The organism is Antarcticimicrobium luteum, assembly GCF_004358185.1.
Lineage (GTDB): Bacteria > Pseudomonadota > Alphaproteobacteria > Rhodobacterales > Rhodobacteraceae > Antarcticimicrobium > Antarcticimicrobium luteum.
The window spans coordinates 211,397-228,722 of sequence record NZ_SMUV01000071.1 but is presented as its reverse complement, the minus strand read 5'-3'; the positions used below and the strand labels follow the sequence as shown (position 1 = coordinate 228,722).

20 protein-coding genes are annotated in these 17,326 nt (G+C 67.2%); 12 read left to right on the top strand and 8 right to left on the bottom strand.

The features are described 5' to 3' along the window. The first annotated feature begins 27 nt into the window (after positions 1-27). Genes E1832_RS16885 through E1832_RS16870 form a run of 4 tightly spaced genes read left to right on the top strand, consistent with a single transcriptional unit; the run spans position 28 to position 3,009 of the window. Entirely contained in the window at positions 28-750 is a 723-nt protein-coding gene (locus E1832_RS16885; RefSeq protein ID WP_133360941.1) for a competence/damage-inducible protein A, read from the top strand. Beyond that, a complete protein-coding gene (locus tag E1832_RS16880; protein ID WP_133360940.1) occupies positions 747-1,487 on the top strand; it encodes a GNAT family N-acetyltransferase in 741 nt (246 codons plus the stop codon). Before E1832_RS16885 ends, E1832_RS16880 begins: the two co-directional genes overlap by 4 nt. Then, positions 1,484-2,056, top strand: a complete 573-nt coding sequence (locus E1832_RS16875; RefSeq protein ID WP_133360939.1) for a peroxidase-related enzyme — start codon at positions 1,484-1,486, stop codon at positions 2,054-2,056. Before E1832_RS16880 ends, E1832_RS16875 begins: the two co-directional genes overlap by 4 nt. Beyond that, positions 2,053-3,009, top strand: a complete 957-nt coding sequence (locus E1832_RS16870) for an OmpA family protein (RefSeq protein ID WP_133360938.1) — start codon at positions 2,053-2,055, stop codon at positions 3,007-3,009. Before E1832_RS16875 ends, E1832_RS16870 begins: the two co-directional genes overlap by 4 nt. A 61-nt stretch (positions 3,010-3,070) precedes the next feature. Here E1832_RS16870 and E1832_RS16865 read toward each other — a convergent pair whose 3' ends face one another. Next, on the bottom strand, positions 3,071-3,976 hold the full coding sequence (locus E1832_RS16865) for a LysR family transcriptional regulator (protein ID WP_133360937.1): 906 nt from the start codon (positions 3,974-3,976) through the stop codon (positions 3,071-3,073). Positions 3,977-4,177: 201 nt separating this feature from the next. Between E1832_RS16865 and E1832_RS16860 the strand changes: the two genes are divergently transcribed. Continuing rightward, a complete protein-coding gene (locus tag E1832_RS16860; protein ID WP_133360936.1) occupies positions 4,178-4,525 on the top strand; it encodes an antibiotic biosynthesis monooxygenase family protein in 348 nt (115 codons plus the stop codon). 79 nt (positions 4,526-4,604) lie between these two features. Here the strand turns inward: E1832_RS16860 and E1832_RS16855 are convergent, their stop codons facing one another. Then, positions 4,605-6,629, bottom strand: a complete 2,025-nt coding sequence (locus E1832_RS16855; RefSeq protein ID WP_133360935.1) for an NADPH-dependent 2,4-dienoyl-CoA reductase — start codon at positions 6,627-6,629, stop codon at positions 4,605-4,607. Between the two features lie 128 nt (positions 6,630-6,757). Here E1832_RS16855 and E1832_RS16850 point away from each other — a divergent pair, with 128 nt between their 5' ends. Together E1832_RS16850 and E1832_RS16845 are read left to right on the top strand one after the other, a co-directional pair. After that, the gene (locus tag E1832_RS16850) at positions 6,758-7,243 is read left to right on the top strand and encodes an RNA pyrophosphohydrolase (protein ID WP_133360934.1); all 486 of its coding nucleotides are present in this window, start codon (positions 6,758-6,760) and stop codon (positions 7,241-7,243) included. A gap of 72 nt (positions 7,244-7,315) precedes the next feature. Next, positions 7,316-7,510, top strand: a complete 195-nt coding sequence (locus E1832_RS16845) for a hypothetical protein (protein WP_133360933.1) — start codon at positions 7,316-7,318, stop codon at positions 7,508-7,510. Positions 7,511-7,535: 25 nt separating this feature from the next. Here E1832_RS16845 and E1832_RS16840 read toward each other — a convergent pair whose 3' ends face one another. Genes E1832_RS16840 through nth form a run of 3 tightly spaced genes read right to left on the bottom strand, consistent with a single transcriptional unit; the run spans position 7,536 to position 9,768 of the window. Further along, the gene (locus E1832_RS16840; RefSeq protein WP_133360932.1) at positions 7,536-8,138 is read right to left on the bottom strand and encodes a GNAT family N-acetyltransferase; all 603 of its coding nucleotides are present in this window, start codon (positions 8,136-8,138) and stop codon (positions 7,536-7,538) included. Next, complete coding sequence (locus E1832_RS16835; RefSeq protein WP_133360931.1) at positions 8,138-9,127, bottom strand: adenosine kinase; 990 nt, start codon at positions 9,125-9,127, stop codon at positions 8,138-8,140. Before E1832_RS16835 ends, E1832_RS16840 begins: the two co-directional genes overlap by 1 nt. After that, positions 9,124-9,768 (bottom strand): endonuclease III, encoded by a 645-nt coding sequence (nth, locus tag E1832_RS16830; protein WP_133360930.1) that lies wholly within the window; start codon positions 9,766-9,768, stop codon positions 9,124-9,126. Before nth ends, E1832_RS16835 begins: the two co-directional genes overlap by 4 nt. Positions 9,769-9,924: 156 nt before the next feature. Between nth and E1832_RS16825 the strand changes: the two genes are divergently transcribed. The 3 genes from E1832_RS16825 (at position 9,925) to E1832_RS16815 (ending at position 12,241) form a co-directional block, all read left to right on the top strand. Continuing rightward, positions 9,925-10,800, top strand: a complete 876-nt coding sequence (locus E1832_RS16825; protein ID WP_133360929.1) for a methylated-DNA--[protein]-cysteine S-methyltransferase — start codon at positions 9,925-9,927, stop codon at positions 10,798-10,800. Positions 10,801-10,965: 165 nt separating this feature from the next. Then, entirely contained in the window at positions 10,966-11,628 is a 663-nt protein-coding gene (locus tag E1832_RS16820) for a YiaD family glycine zipper/OmpA-like lipoprotein (protein ID WP_133360928.1), read from the top strand. Between the two features lie 70 nt (positions 11,629-11,698). Continuing rightward, on the top strand, positions 11,699-12,241 hold the full coding sequence (locus E1832_RS16815; protein ID WP_133360927.1) for an NADPH-dependent FMN reductase: 543 nt from the start codon (positions 11,699-11,701) through the stop codon (positions 12,239-12,241). Between the two features lie 12 nt (positions 12,242-12,253). Here E1832_RS16815 and E1832_RS16810 read toward each other — a convergent pair whose 3' ends face one another. Together E1832_RS16810 and E1832_RS16805 are read right to left on the bottom strand one after the other, a co-directional pair. Beyond that, positions 12,254-12,661 carry a VOC family protein gene (locus tag E1832_RS16810; protein WP_425358984.1) on the bottom strand — a complete coding sequence of 136 codons (408 nt, stop codon included), beginning with the start codon at positions 12,659-12,661 and terminating at the stop codon, positions 12,254-12,256. 13 nt (positions 12,662-12,674) lie between these two features. Next, entirely contained in the window at positions 12,675-13,718 is a 1,044-nt protein-coding gene (locus tag E1832_RS16805) for an NAD(P)/FAD-dependent oxidoreductase (RefSeq protein ID WP_133360925.1), read from the bottom strand. Between the two features lie 55 nt (positions 13,719-13,773). Between E1832_RS16805 and mnmC2 the strand changes: the two genes are divergently transcribed. Beyond that, positions 13,774-14,445 carry a tRNA (5-methylaminomethyl-2-thiouridine)(34)-methyltransferase MnmC2 gene (mnmC2, locus tag E1832_RS16800; protein ID WP_133360924.1) on the top strand — a complete coding sequence of 224 codons (672 nt, stop codon included), beginning with the start codon at positions 13,774-13,776 and terminating at the stop codon, positions 14,443-14,445. Further along, on the top strand, positions 14,442-15,317 hold the full coding sequence (locus E1832_RS16795; RefSeq protein WP_133360923.1) for a DMT family transporter: 876 nt from the start codon (positions 14,442-14,444) through the stop codon (positions 15,315-15,317). Before mnmC2 ends, E1832_RS16795 begins: the two co-directional genes overlap by 4 nt. Here E1832_RS16795 and E1832_RS16790 read toward each other — a convergent pair. Then, the gene (locus E1832_RS16790; protein ID WP_425358983.1) at positions 15,291-17,282 is read right to left on the bottom strand and encodes a lytic transglycosylase domain-containing protein; all 1,992 of its coding nucleotides are present in this window, start codon (positions 17,280-17,282) and stop codon (positions 15,291-15,293) included. The two genes, E1832_RS16795 and E1832_RS16790, sit on opposite strands and share 27 nt — an antisense overlap. Positions 17,283-17,326: the final 44 nt, after the last annotated feature.

Genomic DNA, 17,326 nt, shown 5'->3' with positions numbered 1-17,326 from the left:
AGACCGCGACCTGAGGGAAGGGGCACCATGACCAATCCAACCGCCGCCATGCTTGTGATCGGGGACGAGATCCTGTCCGGGCGCACACGCGATTCCAATATGTATTACCTCGCGGGCGAGCTCACCAAACACGGGATCGCCCTGCAGGAGGTTCGCGTGGTCAGCGACGACGCGCAGGCGATCACCGGCGCGGTGCGCGCATTGTCGTCGCGCTTTGATCACGTCTTTACCAGCGGCGGCATCGGCCCCACCCATGACGATATCACCGCCGATTGCATCGCCGCGGCCTTTGACGCGCATATCGACGTGCGCGACGACGCCCGCGCGCTGCTTGAGGCGCACTACAAGACCACGGGGCTGGAGCTGAACGCGGCCCGGCTGCGGATGGCGCGCATCCCCGATGGGGCGGCGCTGATCGACAACCCGGTTTCCACGGCGCCCGGTTTCACTCTCGAGAACGTCCATGTGATGGCCGGCGTCCCGGCGGTGTTCGAGGCGATGGTGGCCAGCCTTCTGCCGACGCTCACCGGGGGGGCGCCGCTGTTATCGCAAAGTCTGCGGGTGATGCGCGGCGAGGGCGAGATCGCGGCGACGCTGGGGGCGCTGGCGGCCGAGTTTTCCGACCTCTCCATCGGCTGCTACCCGTTCCAGAAGGACGGCGTGTTCGGCGCCAATATCGTGGTGCGCGGCAGCGACGGGGCGCGGGTGGACGCCGCCGTGACCCGTCTTTCCCGGGATCTGGAGGGATGAGCGAGCCGACCGCCCCCTGGCTATTCGATGTGATCGACGGGACATGGCCGGCGGCCCGCTATGTCAGGCAGGGCCCCTGGATATTGCGCGAGGGGCAGGGCGGCGGCAGCCGGGTCTCGGCGGCTTCGGCCGCGGGGCCCGCGACCGCCGGCGACATCGCCGGGGCGGAACAGGCGATGCGCGCCATGGGCCAGACCCCGCTGTTCATGATCCGCCCGGGCGACGGGGATCTCGACGCCCTGCTGGAGGCGCGCGGCTATGCGGTGAAGGATCCGGTGTCGGCCTATGCCTGCCCGATTGGCCAGTTGACCGATATACCGATCCCCCGCGTCACCGTGCTGCAGGTCTGGGAGCCGCTGGCAATCATGCGCGAGATCTGGGCCGAGGCCGGGATCGGCCCGGCGCGTCTGGCGGTGATGGCCCGTGCCGAGGGACCCAAGACCGGGCTGTTGGCGCGTTTCAACGACAAGCCGGGCGGCACCGCCTTTGTCGCCATACATGACGGCGTGGCGATGCTGCATGCGCTGGAGATCCTGCCGCATCAGCGCAAGCAGGGGCTTGGACAGTGGATGATGCGCGGCGCGGCGCACTGGGCGGAAAAACAGGGCGCCCATACCCTCGCCGTGGTCTGCACCCGCGAAAATGACGGGGCGAATGCCTTGTATTCCAGGCTCGGCATGTCTGTAGTGGGACAGTATCACTACCGAATATGGCAAGGGGAGGAAACCCGCCGATGACCGACCGAAAACCGCCCACCGCGCTCGACCTGTCTATGGTCGATCCGCTGCCCGAGGCGACGCAGAAATATTTCGACATCTGCACCGAAAAGCTCGGGCTGATCCCCAACGTGCTCAGGGCCAACGCCTTCGACGTCGACAAGCTGAACGCCTTTACCGGCATCTACAACGATCTGATGCTTGCCCACAGCGGGCTGAGCAAGCTGGAGCGCGAGATGATCGCGGTGGTGGTCTCGTCGATCAACCGCTGTTTCTACTGCATTGTGGCCCATGGCGCGGCAGTTCGGCAGTTGTCGGGCGATCCGATGCTGGGCGAGATGCTGGCGATCAACTACCGGGTGGCCGATCTGGACGCACGCCAGCGCGCAATGCTGGATTTCGCCGCCAAGATGACCACCGAAAGCTATACGATCGAGGAAGATGATCGTCAGGCGCTGCGCGAGGCGGGTTTTTCCGACCGCGATATCTGGGACATCGCCAATGTCGCCGGGTTCTTCAACATGACCAACCGCGTTGCCAGCGCCACGGCCATGTGGCCCAACGACGAGTATCACGCGCAGTTCAGATGATCCGGGCGGCCGCCTTTTGTGCCCTATTGGCGGCTGCTTCGGCTCCGGCGCTTGCGCTGGACATGCCGTTCGGCGCGCGTCTCCTGTCCGAACGGATCGTGCCGCTGGACAGCTATGCGCTGCCGCTTGCGCCCTTTGACGGAACGACGGTGCCGGCGCAGGTCTATGAGGGGCAGGTGGAGCGCCGCACCTGGCGCCTGGACGGCGGCGTGTCCACGCCGCTGCAGATTCTGGCGCCGCTGCGCGATCAACTGGTAACTGGCGGATACGAGGTCGTGTTCGAATGCAAGGCCAGCGCCTGCGGCGGCTTCGATTTCCGCTTTGGGACCGAGGTCGCCCTGGCCCCGCAGATGCATGTGGATATCGGGGATTTCAGGTTTCTTTCGGCCGTCCGCACCGGAGACGAGGTGCTGAGCCTGCTGGTCAGCCGCAGCGGCTCCAGCGCCTATGTCCAGGAAATCCACCTCCTGCCGGTGGCGCCCGGGGTTCACGAGACGCCCGCCGAAGTTCCGCAATCCCCGGAGCCGGAGCCGAGGCCGGAGTCGGAACCGGGGTCGGAACCGGGACCGGTGACACCGCCCCTGATCGGCGCGCTGATGACCGAGGGCCATGTCATCCTGGGCGATCTGGATTTCCGCACCGGCGCCAACGCGCTGGGGCCGGGCCCCTTTGAGTCGCTTTCGCGCATCGCCGTTTTTCTCGCCGCCAACCCGGATTATCGGGTGGTTCTGGTCGGCCATACCGACAGCACCGGTGCGCTGGAGGCCAATATCTCGCTGTCGAAACGCCGGGCCGGGACCGTGCGCGATCGGCTGGTCAACACCTATGGCGTGTCGCCCGAGCGGGTGGCGGCCGAGGGGATGGGCTATCTCGCGCCGGTCGCCTCGAACCTGACCCGCGAAGGGCGCGAGAAGAATCGCCGGGTCGAGGCGCTGTTGTTGCCGGTGGAATAAAAAAGCCCCCGTGCGGAACACGGGGGCAGGCGGGTTGCCAAGGGAAGCAACATGAAACTCGTTACCACTCGGTCGGGCCCTTGTCGGCAAAGGCGTGGACCAGGAAATCGATAAAAGCGCGCACCTTGGGTTGGGTGAAACGGCCAGGCGGATAGACCGCATAGACGCCCAGCGTCTCGACCGGGAGCGAGGGCATCGCATCCTCGACCAGCCCCTCCTGCATCGCCTGAGCGTAGAGGTAGCTGGGCAGATAGGCGATCCCGAGCCCGGAAATCGCGGCGTTGAGCAACGATTGCCCGTCATTGACGCTGAGCCAGCCGGTGGTGCGCACCTGCCGCTTTTCGCCGGAGGAGGCGGTCAGTTTCCAGACATTGCCACTGGACTGGTTGGAGTAATGCAGCAGCTTGTGCTCGTTCAGATCGTCGATCTTCTGCGGACGGCCGAATTTCTGGATATAGGCCGGGCTGGCGATCAGCCGCTTTGTGGTTTCGGTCAGCTTGCGGGCACGAAGCGAGCTGTCCTCAAGTTCGCCGATGCGGATCGCCATGTCGAACCCCTCAGAGATCAGTTCGACAAAACGGTTGTTCAGAACCATGTTCACGGTGATTTCGGGGAAATCCGACAGGAAGTCCGACAGCACCGGCGACAGCAGATTGACGCCGAAATCGGTGGCCACGGAAATCCTCAGCAACCCCGAGGGCGCCGACTGCATCGAGGTGACCAGCGCGTCGGCCTCGCCGGCGTCGTTCAGCACCCTGCGGGCGCGGTCGTAATAGGCCAGGCCGATCTCGGTCGGGCTTACACGGCGGGTGGTGCGATTGAGAAGGCGGGCGCCCAGCCGCGCCTCGAGGCTGGAGACATGCTTGGACACCGCCGATTTGGAGATGCCCATCTTCTTGGCCGCGTCGGTGAATCCGCCCTGATCCACCACATTGGCAAAGGCTTCCATTTCGGTCAGTCGGTCCATGCCATCATCCTCGGTTTCGGTGTCTTGCAGGCTCCGTTATCCGGCTCAATCTGGGCAAGATCGCGGCGGCGATGGGATAATATCGCGGTTTTCACAGGGATCGTTCCGGTCGTGGAAACAGGCCGCGATGATCCGGGGGCCGGTTGCACGCGCCCCTCGGCGGAGCGAAAGTGGGCCGCATGCTCAAATGGAGAAGACCCGATGATCGCCATCATATTCGAAGTAGAACCGGCCGATGGGCGTCAGCCCGACTATCTCGATATCGCCGCCGAGATGCGCCCGCTGGCCGAGCAGATCGAGGGATTCATCTCGGTCGAACGGTTCGAGAGCCTGACCCGGCCGGGCAAACTGCTGTCGATCTCCTTCTGGGAGGACGAGGCGGCGGTGGCACGTTGGCGCAAGCTCTCCGCGCATCGCGCGGCACAGGCCAAAGGGCGCGGCGGGTTGTTCGCGGACTACCGTCTGCGGGTGGCGCATGTGCTGCGTGACTACGGGATGAACGACCGCGCCGAGGCGCCGCAGGACAGCCGCGCCGCGCACGAGGGGTGACAGGCGGCTCTGGCGCCTCAGCCCGGACACCGCCTCTCTCTCGAGCCGAGGAGAGGCGGGACCGGGGCGGATCGTCCCCTTACAGCGTGGCGGCCAGCCGCGTGCCTTGGTTGATCGCGCGTTTGGCGTCGAGTTCGGCGGCGACGTCGGCGCCACCGATCACATGGGTGGTGATGCCTTTGGCCTCCAGCGCGTCGGCCAGGCTACGCTCGGGTAGCTGTCCGGCGCAGAGCACGATGGTCTCGGCGGGGATCACTGTCGGGGTCTCACGCGCCTCGCCGAAACTGACGTGCAGCCCGTCGTCGTCGATCCTCTCGTAATTCACGCCGCCGACGAATTCGACGCCCTTCATCTTCAGGGTGGCGCGGTGGATCCAGCCGGTGGTCTTTCCCAGCCCCTTGCCATGCGCCTGTTTCTTGCGCTGCAGCAGCGTCACGTGGCGCGCCGGCGCCTCCGGCTGCGGACCCTCTGGGGCGAGGCCGGCGCGGTGCTGTTCGGGGTCGGTCACGCCCCATTCCCGCATCCAGAGGGGCAGGTCTGTTGTCGGGCTGTGTTCCTCCAGCAGGAATTCCGAGACATCGAAGCCGATGCCGCCGGCGCCGATCACCGCGACGCTCTTGCCAACGGGGGCCTTGTCGCGCAGCACGTCGATGTAGCTGAGCACATTGTCGCGCTCTTCGCCCGGAATGCCGGGATCGCGCGGCAGGACGCCGGTGGCGATCACCACCTCGTCATAGCCGGTCAGATCGTCGGCGGTGACCTCGCGGCGCAGCGCGACGGTAACCCCGGCCTCGGCCAGCATGGTCCCGTACCAGTCCACCAGCCCCCAGAACTCTTCCTTGCCGGGCACCTGTTTGGCCATGTTGAGCTGGCCGCCGATCTCTGCCGCCCTGTCGAACAGCGTGACCCTGTGCCCCCGTTCGGCGGCCGCCAGCGCGGTGGAGAGGCCGGCGGGACCGGCGCCGACGATGGCGACGGTTTTCGGCGCGGCGGCCTTGCCCAGCACCAGTTCGGTTTCATGGCAGGCGCGCGGGTTGACCAGACACGAGGTGAGCTTGCCGCCGAAGGTATGGTCGAGACAGGCCTGGTTGCAGGCGATGCAGGGGGCGATGGTCGCCGCCCGCCCGGCCTGCGCCTTGGCGACGAAATGCGCGTCCGCCAGCATCGGCCGGGCGAGCGAGACCATGTCGGCGCAGCCCTCGGCCAGCACCTCTTCGGCCACGTCGGCCGTGTTGATCCGGTTCGAGGTGATCAGCGGGATACCGACCCTGCCCATCAGCTTTTTCGTCACCCAGGCAAAGGCCCGGCGCGGCACGCTGGTGGCGATGGTCGGCACCCGCGCCTCATGCCAGCCGATGCCGGTGTTGATGATGGTGGCGCCGGCCTTCTCGATCTCCTGCGCCAGCTGCACCACTTCCTCATGGGTGGAGCCATTGGGCACCAGGTCGATCATCGACAGCCGATAGATGATGATGAAATCGGGACCCACCGCCTCCCGCGTGCGCCGCACCACCTCGATGGGGAGTTTCATGCGGTTTTCGTACGCCCCGCCCCAGCCGTCGGTCCGCTTGTTGGTGTGGGTCACCAGAAACTGGTTGAGGAAATAGCCCTCCGAGCCCATGATCTCGACCCCGTCATAGCCGGCCTGACGCGCCAGCACGGCGGCGTTGACGATGTCCGAGATCTGTTTCTCGATCCCCTCCTCGTCCAGCTCGTTGGGCGGGAAGGGGGAGATCGGCGATTTCACCGGGCTCGGTGCCACGCATTTCGGCCCATAGGCATAGCGCCCCGCATGCAGGATCTGCATGGCGATCTTGCCGCCCGCCTGATGCACGCGATCGGTCACGATGGAATGGTTCGCCACGTCCTTGTCCGTGGTCATCATCGCCGCCCCGGGCAGGACCGAACCTTCCAGATTCGGCCCGATGCCCCCGGTGACCATCAGCCCGACGCCGCCGCGGGCACGTTCGGCATAGAACTCGGCCACCCGGTTCCAGTCGCCGGTCTCCTCCAGCCCGGTGTGCATGGAGCCCATCAGCACGCGGTTCTTCAAGGTGGTAAAGCCCAGATCCAGCGGCGCCAGAAGATTTGGGTACTCGGTCATATCGCCCTCCCTCATGTCGGGGGCAGAATTGCCCCAATGCGGGCGTCTGTCACCCCCAACCCTGCGTCACCCGCTTGCACCGCGCGGAACAGGCGCTAGACAGGGCGGGCAAGTGAGGAGCCGCCCGGATGACCCCTGATGAAATCGCCAAGCTGCCCTATCGCCCCTGTGTGGGCGTGATGTTGATGAACGCCGAAGGCCATGTCTTTGTCGGTCAGCGCCGCGACCGCTACGAGGAGGCCTGGCAAATGCCCCAGGGCGGGGTGGACAAGGGTGAGGCCCCGCAGGAGGCGGCGCTGCGCGAGCTGTGGGAAGAGACCGGGGTGACCGCCGATCTGGTCGAGATCGTGGCGGAGAGCGCCCAGTGGCTGCCCTATGAACTGCCGCAGGATCTGGTGCCGCATATCTGGAAGGGCCGCTATCGCGGGCAAAAACAGAAATGGTTTCTGATGCGGTTCACTGGCCGCGACGATCAGGTGAACATCGAAACCGAACACCCGGAATTCAGCACCTGGCGATGGCAGGAGCCGGCGCATCTGGTGGAGCGGATCGTCCCGTTCAAGCGTGCGGTCTACGAAAAGGTGGTCGAGGAATTCGCGCCTTATCTGGGGTAGACCGGCCGGTCATTTCCCTTTGTCGGCGGCAGCCGCCACGTTATCGTTGGGGAGGTTGCCGGAGGTGTACCGATGCCAATCCGATCGATTCTGCTGATTGTGGCGGCCCTGCTGTTGACCGGGTGCGAAGAGTGCAAGCAACCCGTCGATGTGAACCTTGGGGTCGGTGTCGGGACCGCCGGTCCAAGGGGGCGTATGTCGGTGGGGCAGGGCTGCGGTCCGGTCCGCGTCACCGTCGGAACCGCCCTGTTGCGTCTGGGCGGCTGAGGGCGCGGGGGGCGACCGGCCCGGCTCAGCCTTCGAAGATTGGGATATGCGGCCCGGCCTCGCGCGGCAGGTTGCCGTTCAGCCGCGGGTCCGGGGCGATCTCCACCTGCTGGCGGATCGGTGTAAAGCCGCTGCGGCGATAGAACCCCAGCGCGCCGGGGCTGTCGAGCGTACAGGTGTGCACGTGAAAGCGGGTGATCGGCCGCGCCCAGGCCGTTTCGATTGCCGCGTTCATCATGAACCGTCCGGCGCCGGAACCGATCAGCGCCGGCGTCACTCCGAAAAAGGCCAGCTCGCAGGCGCCCTCTTCGCGGAAATCCAGCTCCAGCAGCCCCTCGGCGCGGTCGTCCTTTTCCAGTGCCCAGACGTCAACGCCGGGATCGCAGAGGATGCTCGAGAGCCCGGCGTCATCGAGCCCGAGGCGCGAGAACCACAGCCAGTCCTGGCCGCCCACCCGGGTGAAGAGGTCGCGGTACCAGCCGGGCGCAGGTGCCGCGATCCGGGTCAGGCTGACGCCCTCGGGCGTCGGCACCGGGCGCGGCGCGGCCGGGGCGCGCATCTCCAGATGGGTCACCACCGTTGCCACCATGCCCGCAGGCACGTCGTAGAACCCGGGCTCCAGCGTCATCACACCAGCCCGGCCTCGCGCAGAAGCTCGGTGACATTGGTTTCCGGGCGCGGGCCGATATGGCTGATCACCTCGCGGGCACAGATGTTGCCGATCCGGGCGCAGGTCTCCAGATCGCGGCCGGTGGCCATGCCATAGAGGAAGCCGGCGGCGAATTGATCGCCGGCGCCGGTGGCATCGACCGGCGTGATCTTGTCGACCGGAATATCGATGCGGCTGGTGCCCTCCATCACCGTCACCCCGTCGCCCGAGCGGGTGCAGACCACCAGCGGGCAGAGCGCGGCGGTCATCACCAGCGCGTCGTCCAGGTGATCGGTCTGGAACAGCGACTGGATCTCGGCCTCGTTGCCGATCACGAAATCCATCTGGTGCTCGATCAGCGACAGGAAATCGCCGCGGTGCCGGTCGACGCAGAACGGGTCGGAAATGGCGATGCCGATCTTGCCGCCGCCCGTGTGGCAGTCGCGGGCGGCCTCCAGGAACGCCTCTTTCCCCTTGTCCTTGTCGAAAAGGTAGCCTTCGAGGAACATCAGCTCGGCCTTGCCGGCAACTTCGGACGGCACGTCGTCCGAGCTGAGATCCGAGGAAATCCCCAGATAGGTGTTCATCGAGCGTTCGCCGTCCGGCGAGACGAAGATCATCGAGCGCGAGGTCGGCAACTCGCCGCCCGCCACCGGCGGGTTGACGAAATCCACCCCGTCCTCGTTCATCGCATCGGCATAGAACCGGCCCAGATCGTCGTCGCGCACCCGTCCGATAAAGGCGGTGTTCAGCCCCAGCGCACCGGCGCCGGCGATGGTGTTGGCGACCGAGCCGCCCGGGGTCTGAAGCCGGTTGGTCATCGCGCCGTAAAGCTGTTCGGCACGGTCCTGCTCGATCAGTTGCATGATGCCCTTTTCGATCGCATTTTCGATCAGAAAGGCATCCTCGTTCTGGCTGATGACATCGACGACGGCATTGCCGATGCCGACGAGCTGGTAGGTTTTCATAGAGTCTTGTCCTCGAATTGGCACAGGTCGCGGATCAGGCAGGTTCCGCACAGCGGTTTGCGCGCCTTGCAATGGTATCTTCCGTGCAGGATCAGCCAGTGATGCGCGTGTTGCTGGAAATCCACCGGCACGTTGTCCTCGATGGCGCGCTCGACCGCATCCACGTCCTTGCCCGGGCAGATGCCGCTGCGGTTGCCGACCCGAAATATATGGGTGTCGACCGCCTGCGCGGGGTAATGCCACCACATATTCAGCACCACATTGGCGGTCTTGCGCCCCACCCCCGGCAGCGATTGCAGCGCGGCGCGGGAATTGGGGACGATGCCGTCGTATTCCTCGACGAGGATCTTCGACAGCTTCATCACGTTCTTGGCCTTGTTGCGGAACAGGCCGATGGTCTTGATATGCTCGATCAGCCGTTCTTCGCCCAGATCCAGCATCTTCTGCGGGGTGTCGGCGATCTGGAACAGCGCGCGTGTGGCCCTGTTCACGCCCGCGTCGGTCGCCTGCGCGCTGAGCGCCACGGCAACCACCAGCGTATAGGCGTTGACATGCTCCAGCTCTCCCCTTGGTTCGGGTTCGCGCGCCTGGAAGCGGGTAAAGATCTCGCGGATCGTGTGATAATCGAGCTGCTTTGCCATCCGCGCCTTAATGCCGTGCCGGGACGGGCCGTGCAACGCGAAAGCGCAGGCCGTGGCGGCGGCAAACACTGCGGGGCGGCGGCATTTGCGCAGCTTTCGGGTCGCGTCGCGCCGGTCCGGCGCGCTATGGTCAGGAGGCAGGACGGGAGAGCCGGAATGAATGTCGAAACCCGTGAGGGAAGCTATCACTACAACGTCATGCGCCGGGCGATCGAGCTGATCGACCGGGGCGACGAGACCCTGACGCTGGAGGATCTGGCGGCGAGAATGGATATGAGTGCCGCGCATTTCCAGCGCCTGTTTTCGGCTTGGGTCGGCGTCTCGCCCAAGCGGTATCAGCAATATTTGACGCTGGGCCACGCCAAGGCGCTGCTGCGCGAGCGGTTCACCACGCTGGAGTCGGCCCATGCGGCCGGCCTGTCGGGCGGCGGGCGCCTGCATGATCTGTTCCTGCGCTGGGAGGCGATGAGCCCGGGCGAATTCGCCCGGGGCGGGGCCGGACTGACCATTTATTGGGGCTGGTTCGAAAGCCCGTTTGGACCGGCGCTGGTGATGGGCACCGACAAGGGCATCTGCGGCATCGGCTTTGCCGCCGAAACCGGCGAAGAGGCCGCGATGGAGGATCTGGTCGGCCGCTGGCCCGGGGCCCGGTTCGTCGAGGATGTGATGCGGCTGCGGCCTTGGGTGCTCAATGCTTTCGGCGCGGCGAGCGACCGGCTGGAGCTGACCCCGCTCTATCTCATCGGCGCGCCGTTTCAGATCAAGGTCTGGGAGGCGCTGCTGCGGATCCCCTCGGGCCATGTGACCACCTATTCGGAAATCGCTCAGGCGATCGGATCCCCCCGGGCCGTGCGCGCGGTCGGCACGGCCGTGGGGCGCAACCCGATCAGCTGGCTGATCCCTTGCCACCGCGCCCTGCGCAAATCCGGCGGGCTCGGCGGCTATCACTGGGGGCTGCCGGTGAAACGGGCGCTGCTGGCCTATGAATCTGCGCGGGTCGAGGGCCGGGAGGAAGAGGTCGCGGCCCTTTGATCTGCACGCGGCACGATCGGGGCACGGGATGCGCGGCAATCCGCCGAGTCCGGTGGTCATTTGCTTGAGTGACGGCGGCCCCGCCCCGATATAATATCTCAAACTCAAACCGCGTCAGGAACCGGACTGGCCGGCGCGCGCGGAACCAGAGCATGAGGCAACCCGATGAAGCTTGTGAAACTTACCACCGCGACCGCAATCAGCGCCGTCTTTCTGCTCGGCGCCTGCACCGATCCGGCTCGGATCGATCCGGGTGACCCGAACCGCAAGACCAAGCAGGGCGCGCTGATCGGCGGGCTTCTTGGCGCGGGGATCGGTGCCGTTTCGGGGTCGCCGCACAAGACCACGGCGGTGCTGGGCGGCGCGACGCTTGGTGCGATCGTCGGCGCAGGGATCGGCGAAAGCCTCGACCGGCAGGAGGCCGAGCTGCGCCGCGATCTGTCCAGCGACGGCATCACCATCACCAATACAGGCGACCGGCTGATCGTATCGCTGCCCAATGACATCACCTTCGCCACTGACAGTTTCGAGGTGCGCCCGGCTCTGCGTTCCGATCTGAACAGGGTCGCCGCGCATCTGCAACGCTACCCGGACATGACGGTGCGGGTGGTCGGCCACACCGACAGCGACGGCGACGCCGCCTATAACATCGGTCTGTCGAAGCGCCGCGCCAACGCGGTGGCCGACATCCTTCAGGCCAACGGTGTGTCCTATGCCCGTCTGTCCACCATCGGACGCGGCGAGGAAGAGCCGATCGCCTCGAACCTGACCGAGGAGGGCAAGGCGCGGAACCGCCGGGTCGAAATCGTGATGATCCCCTCCGGGTAGGGCGTCGGGTGGTCCCCGCCGTCGGGCTGTCCTATGTCAGGACATGACCCACAACCGGAGGTGACCCGATATGTCCGATCCCGCCCTTCTGGGCCTGTCCGGCGCGCTGCGCCGGGCGTCCGCCAACCGCAAGCTGATCCGCGAGGCGGCCCGCCTGTTCGGGGCCGCCACGTTTACCGAGGCGGATCTGGACCTGCCACTCTATCACGGGGACGTCGAGGAGGCCGAGGGCATCCCCGCCCCGGTGCAGCGGCTGGCCGAGCAGATCGCGCAGGCCGACGCGGTGGTGATCTCGACCCCGGAGTACAACAAGGGGCCCTCGGGCGTGCTCAAGAACGCGCTCGACTGGGTCAGCCGCACCGAGGGCAAACCCTGGGCCGACAAGCCGGTGGCGGTGATGTCGGCGGCGGCGGGCCGCGCGGGGGGCGAGCGGGCGCAGATGGTTCTGCGCGGCTTCATGGTGCCGTTCCAGCCGCGTCTGCTGTCGGAGCCTGAGTTGCATCTGGCGGATTGCCGCAACCAGTTCGACGCCGACGGCCGGCTGATCAGCGAACAGTACACCAGGACGCTTCAGGCGCTGATGAACAAGCTGCGCGCCGAAATCGGGCGCTGAGCCCGCGCGCCCTCAGATCCTGTCCGCCCGGGTGCTGATCTCGATCAGGTTGCCGTCCGGATCGCGGATATAGAGCGACAGGATCGGCCCGGTGGCGCCGGTGCGGGGCACCGGGCCTTCCTCGACCGCGACGCCGCAGGCGGCAAGATGCGCCTGCCAGTCGGCCAGCGGGGTGCCGGTCAGAAAACACAGATCGGCGGTGCCGGGGCCGGGATGCGCCGCCTTGGGATCGAAGGGGGCCGTCGCCGGGTGCAGGTTGATCTTTTGCGCGCCGAAGCTCAGCGCGTGGCGACTGGAGCCGTCGGCGGGGCGGAAGGTTTCGGCCCGCATCCCCATCACCTGCGTGTAGAACCGCAGGGTGGCGTCGATGTCGGCGACGGTCAGCACCAGATGGTCAAGCGCGGCTACGGTGGGGGGCATTGTCATCCTCCTGTCAGAGCGAGGCCTCGGGGTGGAACCCCTCCGGGATCGCATCGCGTCCTTCCAGCACCAGATCGGCCATCACCCCGGCGACCCTGGGGGCCATGCCAAAGCCGATCTTGAAGCCGCCATTGGCGATGAACTGGCCCGGATAAAGGGGATGGGCGCCCAGCATCGGCGCCCGCGATTTCGCCCGCGGCCGCAGCCCTGCCCAACGCTCGATCACCGCCGCACCATGCAGGACCGGCATGGCGTTCACGGCGCGTTCGATCACCGCGTCGAGCTGCGCATCGGTGGCCTTGGGGTCATCGAAGTCCCGTTCGCTGGTCGATCCGATGGCGAGCGTGCCGTCGGCGTGCGGCACGATATGCACCGCATCGGCAAAGATCTGCGGCGCCTCCGGCCCGGCATCGAAGCGCAGCAGCGCGCCCTGTCCCTTGACGGCGCCGCCCACCACCTTGCCGAAATGTGCGTTGAGCTCCTCCAGCCCGGCCACGCCGGTGGCGTGGACCACAACGCCGCGATCCGGGCCCTCGGCGGCGATCTCCACCCCCAGCGCGCGCAGCGCGGCGGCCAGCGCGGCGCAGGCGCGACGCGGGTGCATCCGGGCGCTGAGCGTATCGTGGATGACATGCCCGGTGGCGCTGGGCGGAACCCACGGGCCAAGCTCTGCCGCCGGCCGCACCTGCCAGCGCGCCTTGCCCTGCCAGAGATCCGCCGCCGTCGCCTCGCGGGCGCGGGCCAGTTCAAGCGCGCGATCGTCGGTGATCGGTTGCAGCCTCCCGGTACGGCCATAGCCCGGTGAGACGCCGCCGGTCTGCTCCACATCCGCCCAGAACCCTTCGGCCATGATGAGGCTGTCGAACTGGAACGCCTTCTTGGCATTCCAGTTTTCCGGCACATGCGGGGCCAGCGCGCCGACCAGCCCGCCACTGGCGCCGGCGCCGGGACCATGGGGGTCGATCAGCTGCACCCGGGCGCCGCGCCGGGCGCAAACCCAGGCTATCGAGAGGCCGAAAATCCCCGCCCCGCGTACCGTCACATCCGCCATTGCCATTCCCGCCGCCTTTCTCCAATGTCGCGCCGCTCACCACCTTGTACGGAAAACGACGATGGCCGACCAGCGGGCGGAACTCACCTGGCGCGAAGAGGGGGTCCCGGTCTCGTCCCGGTTCGACGATCCCTATTTCTCGCTCCAGAACGGGCTCGAGGAGACCCGGCACGTGTTTCTGGCGGGCAATGACCTGCCGGCGCGGTTTCGCCCCGGGTTTCACATCGCCGAGCTGGGGTTCGGCACCGGGCTGAACCTGCTCGCCGCCTGGGCGGCATGGGAAGAGAGCGGGCAGGAAGGGCCGCTGCGCTTTACCACCTTCGAGGCCTATCCGATGGCGCCCGCCGACATGGCCCGCGCGCTCGCGGCGTTTCCCGAGCTCGCCCCCTGGGCGGCGCGGTTCCTGGTGGTCTGGACCGGGACCGGCGCCTGCGACCTCGGCACGCTGCGGTTCGAGATGATCGCGGGCGACGCGCGCGAGACACTGCCGGGCTGGCAGGGCCAGGCCGACGCCTGGTTCCTCGACGGGTTCGCGCCGGCCAAGAATCCCGAGCTTTGGGGCGATGAGCTGTTGGCGCAGGTCGCCCGCCATAGCGCCCCCGGCGGCATGGCGGCCACCTATACCGCGGCCGGCTTCGTGCGCCGGGGACTGGCTGCGGCGGGCTTTGCCGTCGAGCGCATCCCCGGTTACGGGCGCAAACGCCACATGACATGCGCAAGGATGCCGCAATGACCGAGCCGCAACGCAACTCCGTACCGCTGGGCATCGTCCTGATGGTCGCGGCGACCATCGTCTTCGCCCTGCAGGACGGCATCTCGCGTCACCTGGCGGGGACTTACAACACCTGGATGGTGGTGATGATCCGCTACTGGTTCTTCTCGGCCTTCGTGATCGCCCTGGCCGCGCGCGCGCCGGGCGGGTTGCGCCGGGCGGCCAGGACCGAGCAGCGGCTGTTGCAGATCTTTCGCGGGCTGCTGCTGGCGGGCGAGGTTTGCGTGGCGATCTACGGGTTCACCCTGCTGGGTCTGATCCAGAGCCAGGCGGTGTTCATCTGCTATCCGCTGTTGGTCGCCGCCCTCTCCGGCCCGGTGCTGGGCGAGAGCGTCGGCTGGCGGCGCTGGGCGGCGATCGGCGTCGGTCTGATCGGCGTGCTGATCATTCTGCAACCGGGCATGGGCGTGTTCGACCCCGCTGCCGTGATCCCGTTGATCTCGGCGCTGATGTTCGCGCTTTACGGGCTGCTGACCCGCTATGTGGCGCGGCGCGACCGGACCGAGACCAGCTTTTTCTATACCGGCACCGCGGGCGCGGTGATGATGACCGCCATCGGCATCTGGTTCTGGGAGCCGATGACCGGCCCTGACTGGGCCTGGATGGCGGTGCTCTGCGTCACCGGCGCCTCGGGCCACTGGCTGCTGATCAAGTGCTACGAGGTGGCCGAGGCCGGCGCGGTGCAGCCCTTTGCCTATTTCCACCTGATCTGGGCGTCGATCCTGGGTATGGCGATCTTTGGCGAGGTGCTGCGCGACAACGTGATCATCGGGGCGACGCTGATCGTCGCCGCCGGCCTTTTCACCCTATGGCGCGAACGCGCGCAGGGTTGAGCCGGCCAGCTCCCGCGAGAACGGAATCGGCAGTGGCGGTTTGCCCAGCCGTGCGCGGTAGATCGGCAGGCTCTCGGTCACCCGCATGACATAGTTGCGGGTCTCGTTGAACGGGATGTGTTCGATCCAGTCGACGATGTCCACCGCGCCGCCGCGCGGGTCGCCGTAACGCTGCAACCACTGCTGCGGCCGCCGTGGCCCGGCGTTATAGCCGGCCGCCATCATCACCACGTTGCCATCGAATTCGCCCGCCAGCCCGGCGAGATAATTCGCGCCCAGCTTGGCGTTGTAGTCCGGATCGGAGAGTAGCCGGTCGGTGCTGTGCCCGCCGAGGATGCCCAGCTGTCCCGCGACCAGCCGCGCGGTCGAGGGCATCACCTGCATCAGACCGCGCGCACCGGCGCCGCTGACCACGCGGTGATCGAACTCGCTCTCGCGCCGGGCGATGGCGAGCGTCATTTCCTTGGCCATCGGCAATTCCAGATCGGCCACCGGATGCAGCGGGTAATAGGCCCCGTTCAGCACCTGGCCCCGCCGCGCCGCGCGCTTGGCGATCATCACCGCAAGGTGCGGGCGGCCCATTTCGACCGCCATCGCGCCCATCTGCAGCGCCTGCTGCTCGTCGAGCGACTCGACCAGATGGGTGAGGAACCGTTCGGCCAGGACCGGCTCGTCCGCGTTGAGCAGCATGAGCCCGGCCTCGGCCACGCTGGAGCGCAGGAACGGCGCCGTGCGCCAGGGCGGCGGCGGCGGCGGAGTGGCAAGCTCGGGGTCGAACGGGCGGCCGATCCGCTCGGCGGCCAGCAGGCCATAGAACGCGGTCTGATACTCTGCCGCCATCGCATAGGCCGCGTGGGCGGCGTCGGCATTGCCCAGTGCCTCCTGCGCGCGGCCCAGCCAATAGCCTGCCCGCGCCTTGGAGATCGGCGTTTCCACCGCGGCGTCGAAGGTTTGGAAGTGGCGCAATGCGGCGGCCGGATCGCCCAGTTTGCTCAACGCGACATAACCCGCGATCCATTCCAGGTCGGCATAGTCATACCCGGCCTCGGGGGTCAGCTGGTGGCTGGCCGCGATGCGATAGGCCAGCGCGGCATCGCCGTCGCGCATCGTGTCTCGCGCCAGCGACCGGCGGCGGGTGGCCCAGTGCTCCGGCTCGCCCAGATCGGCGGCGCTGCCGCTATGGGCCAGCATAAGGTCGATTGCGTCGCCGTTACGCCCTTTGCGGTGGCGCCAGACAAAGCGCGCATGGGCCAAGCCGGGATCCTCCGAGAGCGCGGCCGGCACCCGCGCGATCAACCCGTCCACCCCCGGCGCCAGATCCAGCAGTGCGATCCGCGCCTCGGCCAGTGCCCTGTCGCTGTCGCCCACCAGCGGCAGCATCGCCCGCGCGCTGGTCAGATGCCCGTCCCAGATCATCCGGTCCAGCCGGGCGGCGTGATGCGGACGCAGCAGCGCGCCGTGGCGCGACAGGAAGAGATCCATCAGCCCCTTGCCCATCGGCATGGTGCGCCAGGCCAGCACCAGCCCCGCCCGCGCATCGCCGCCCAGACCCTTTTTCTCCAGCGCAGCGGCATGGATCAGCGCGCCCTCGGCGGTCTGTGGCGGCTGTTCGGAGAAGAATTTCAGAACCCGGTCAGGCACCTCACTGGTAAAGACCGGTTCGCTCTTGCGGCGCAGCCAGTCCAGCCCGGGCCAGTCCGGTCGGCGACCCAGAAACACCGTCACGTCGCCCGCCGTCCCCTTGCCGGCGCGCAGCCAGTGCCAGACGATCACGTCGCGCGACACCGATCCGCGCGTTCCCGAGACGCTCAGCGCGCGCTCCCAGTCGCCGTCTCGCATCGCCGCGAGCCCGCTGGCGAGATCCTCGGTCGATCCGGCACCGGCCCGCAGCGGCAGGCTCAGCAGCAGGCACAGCAGCAGATTCAATACAGGCCAGTTCGGCACGAGGGCCCGAATACGCGTCATCCCTTGCATTTCTCACCTAACCATGGCTAGAGCCATTGACGATA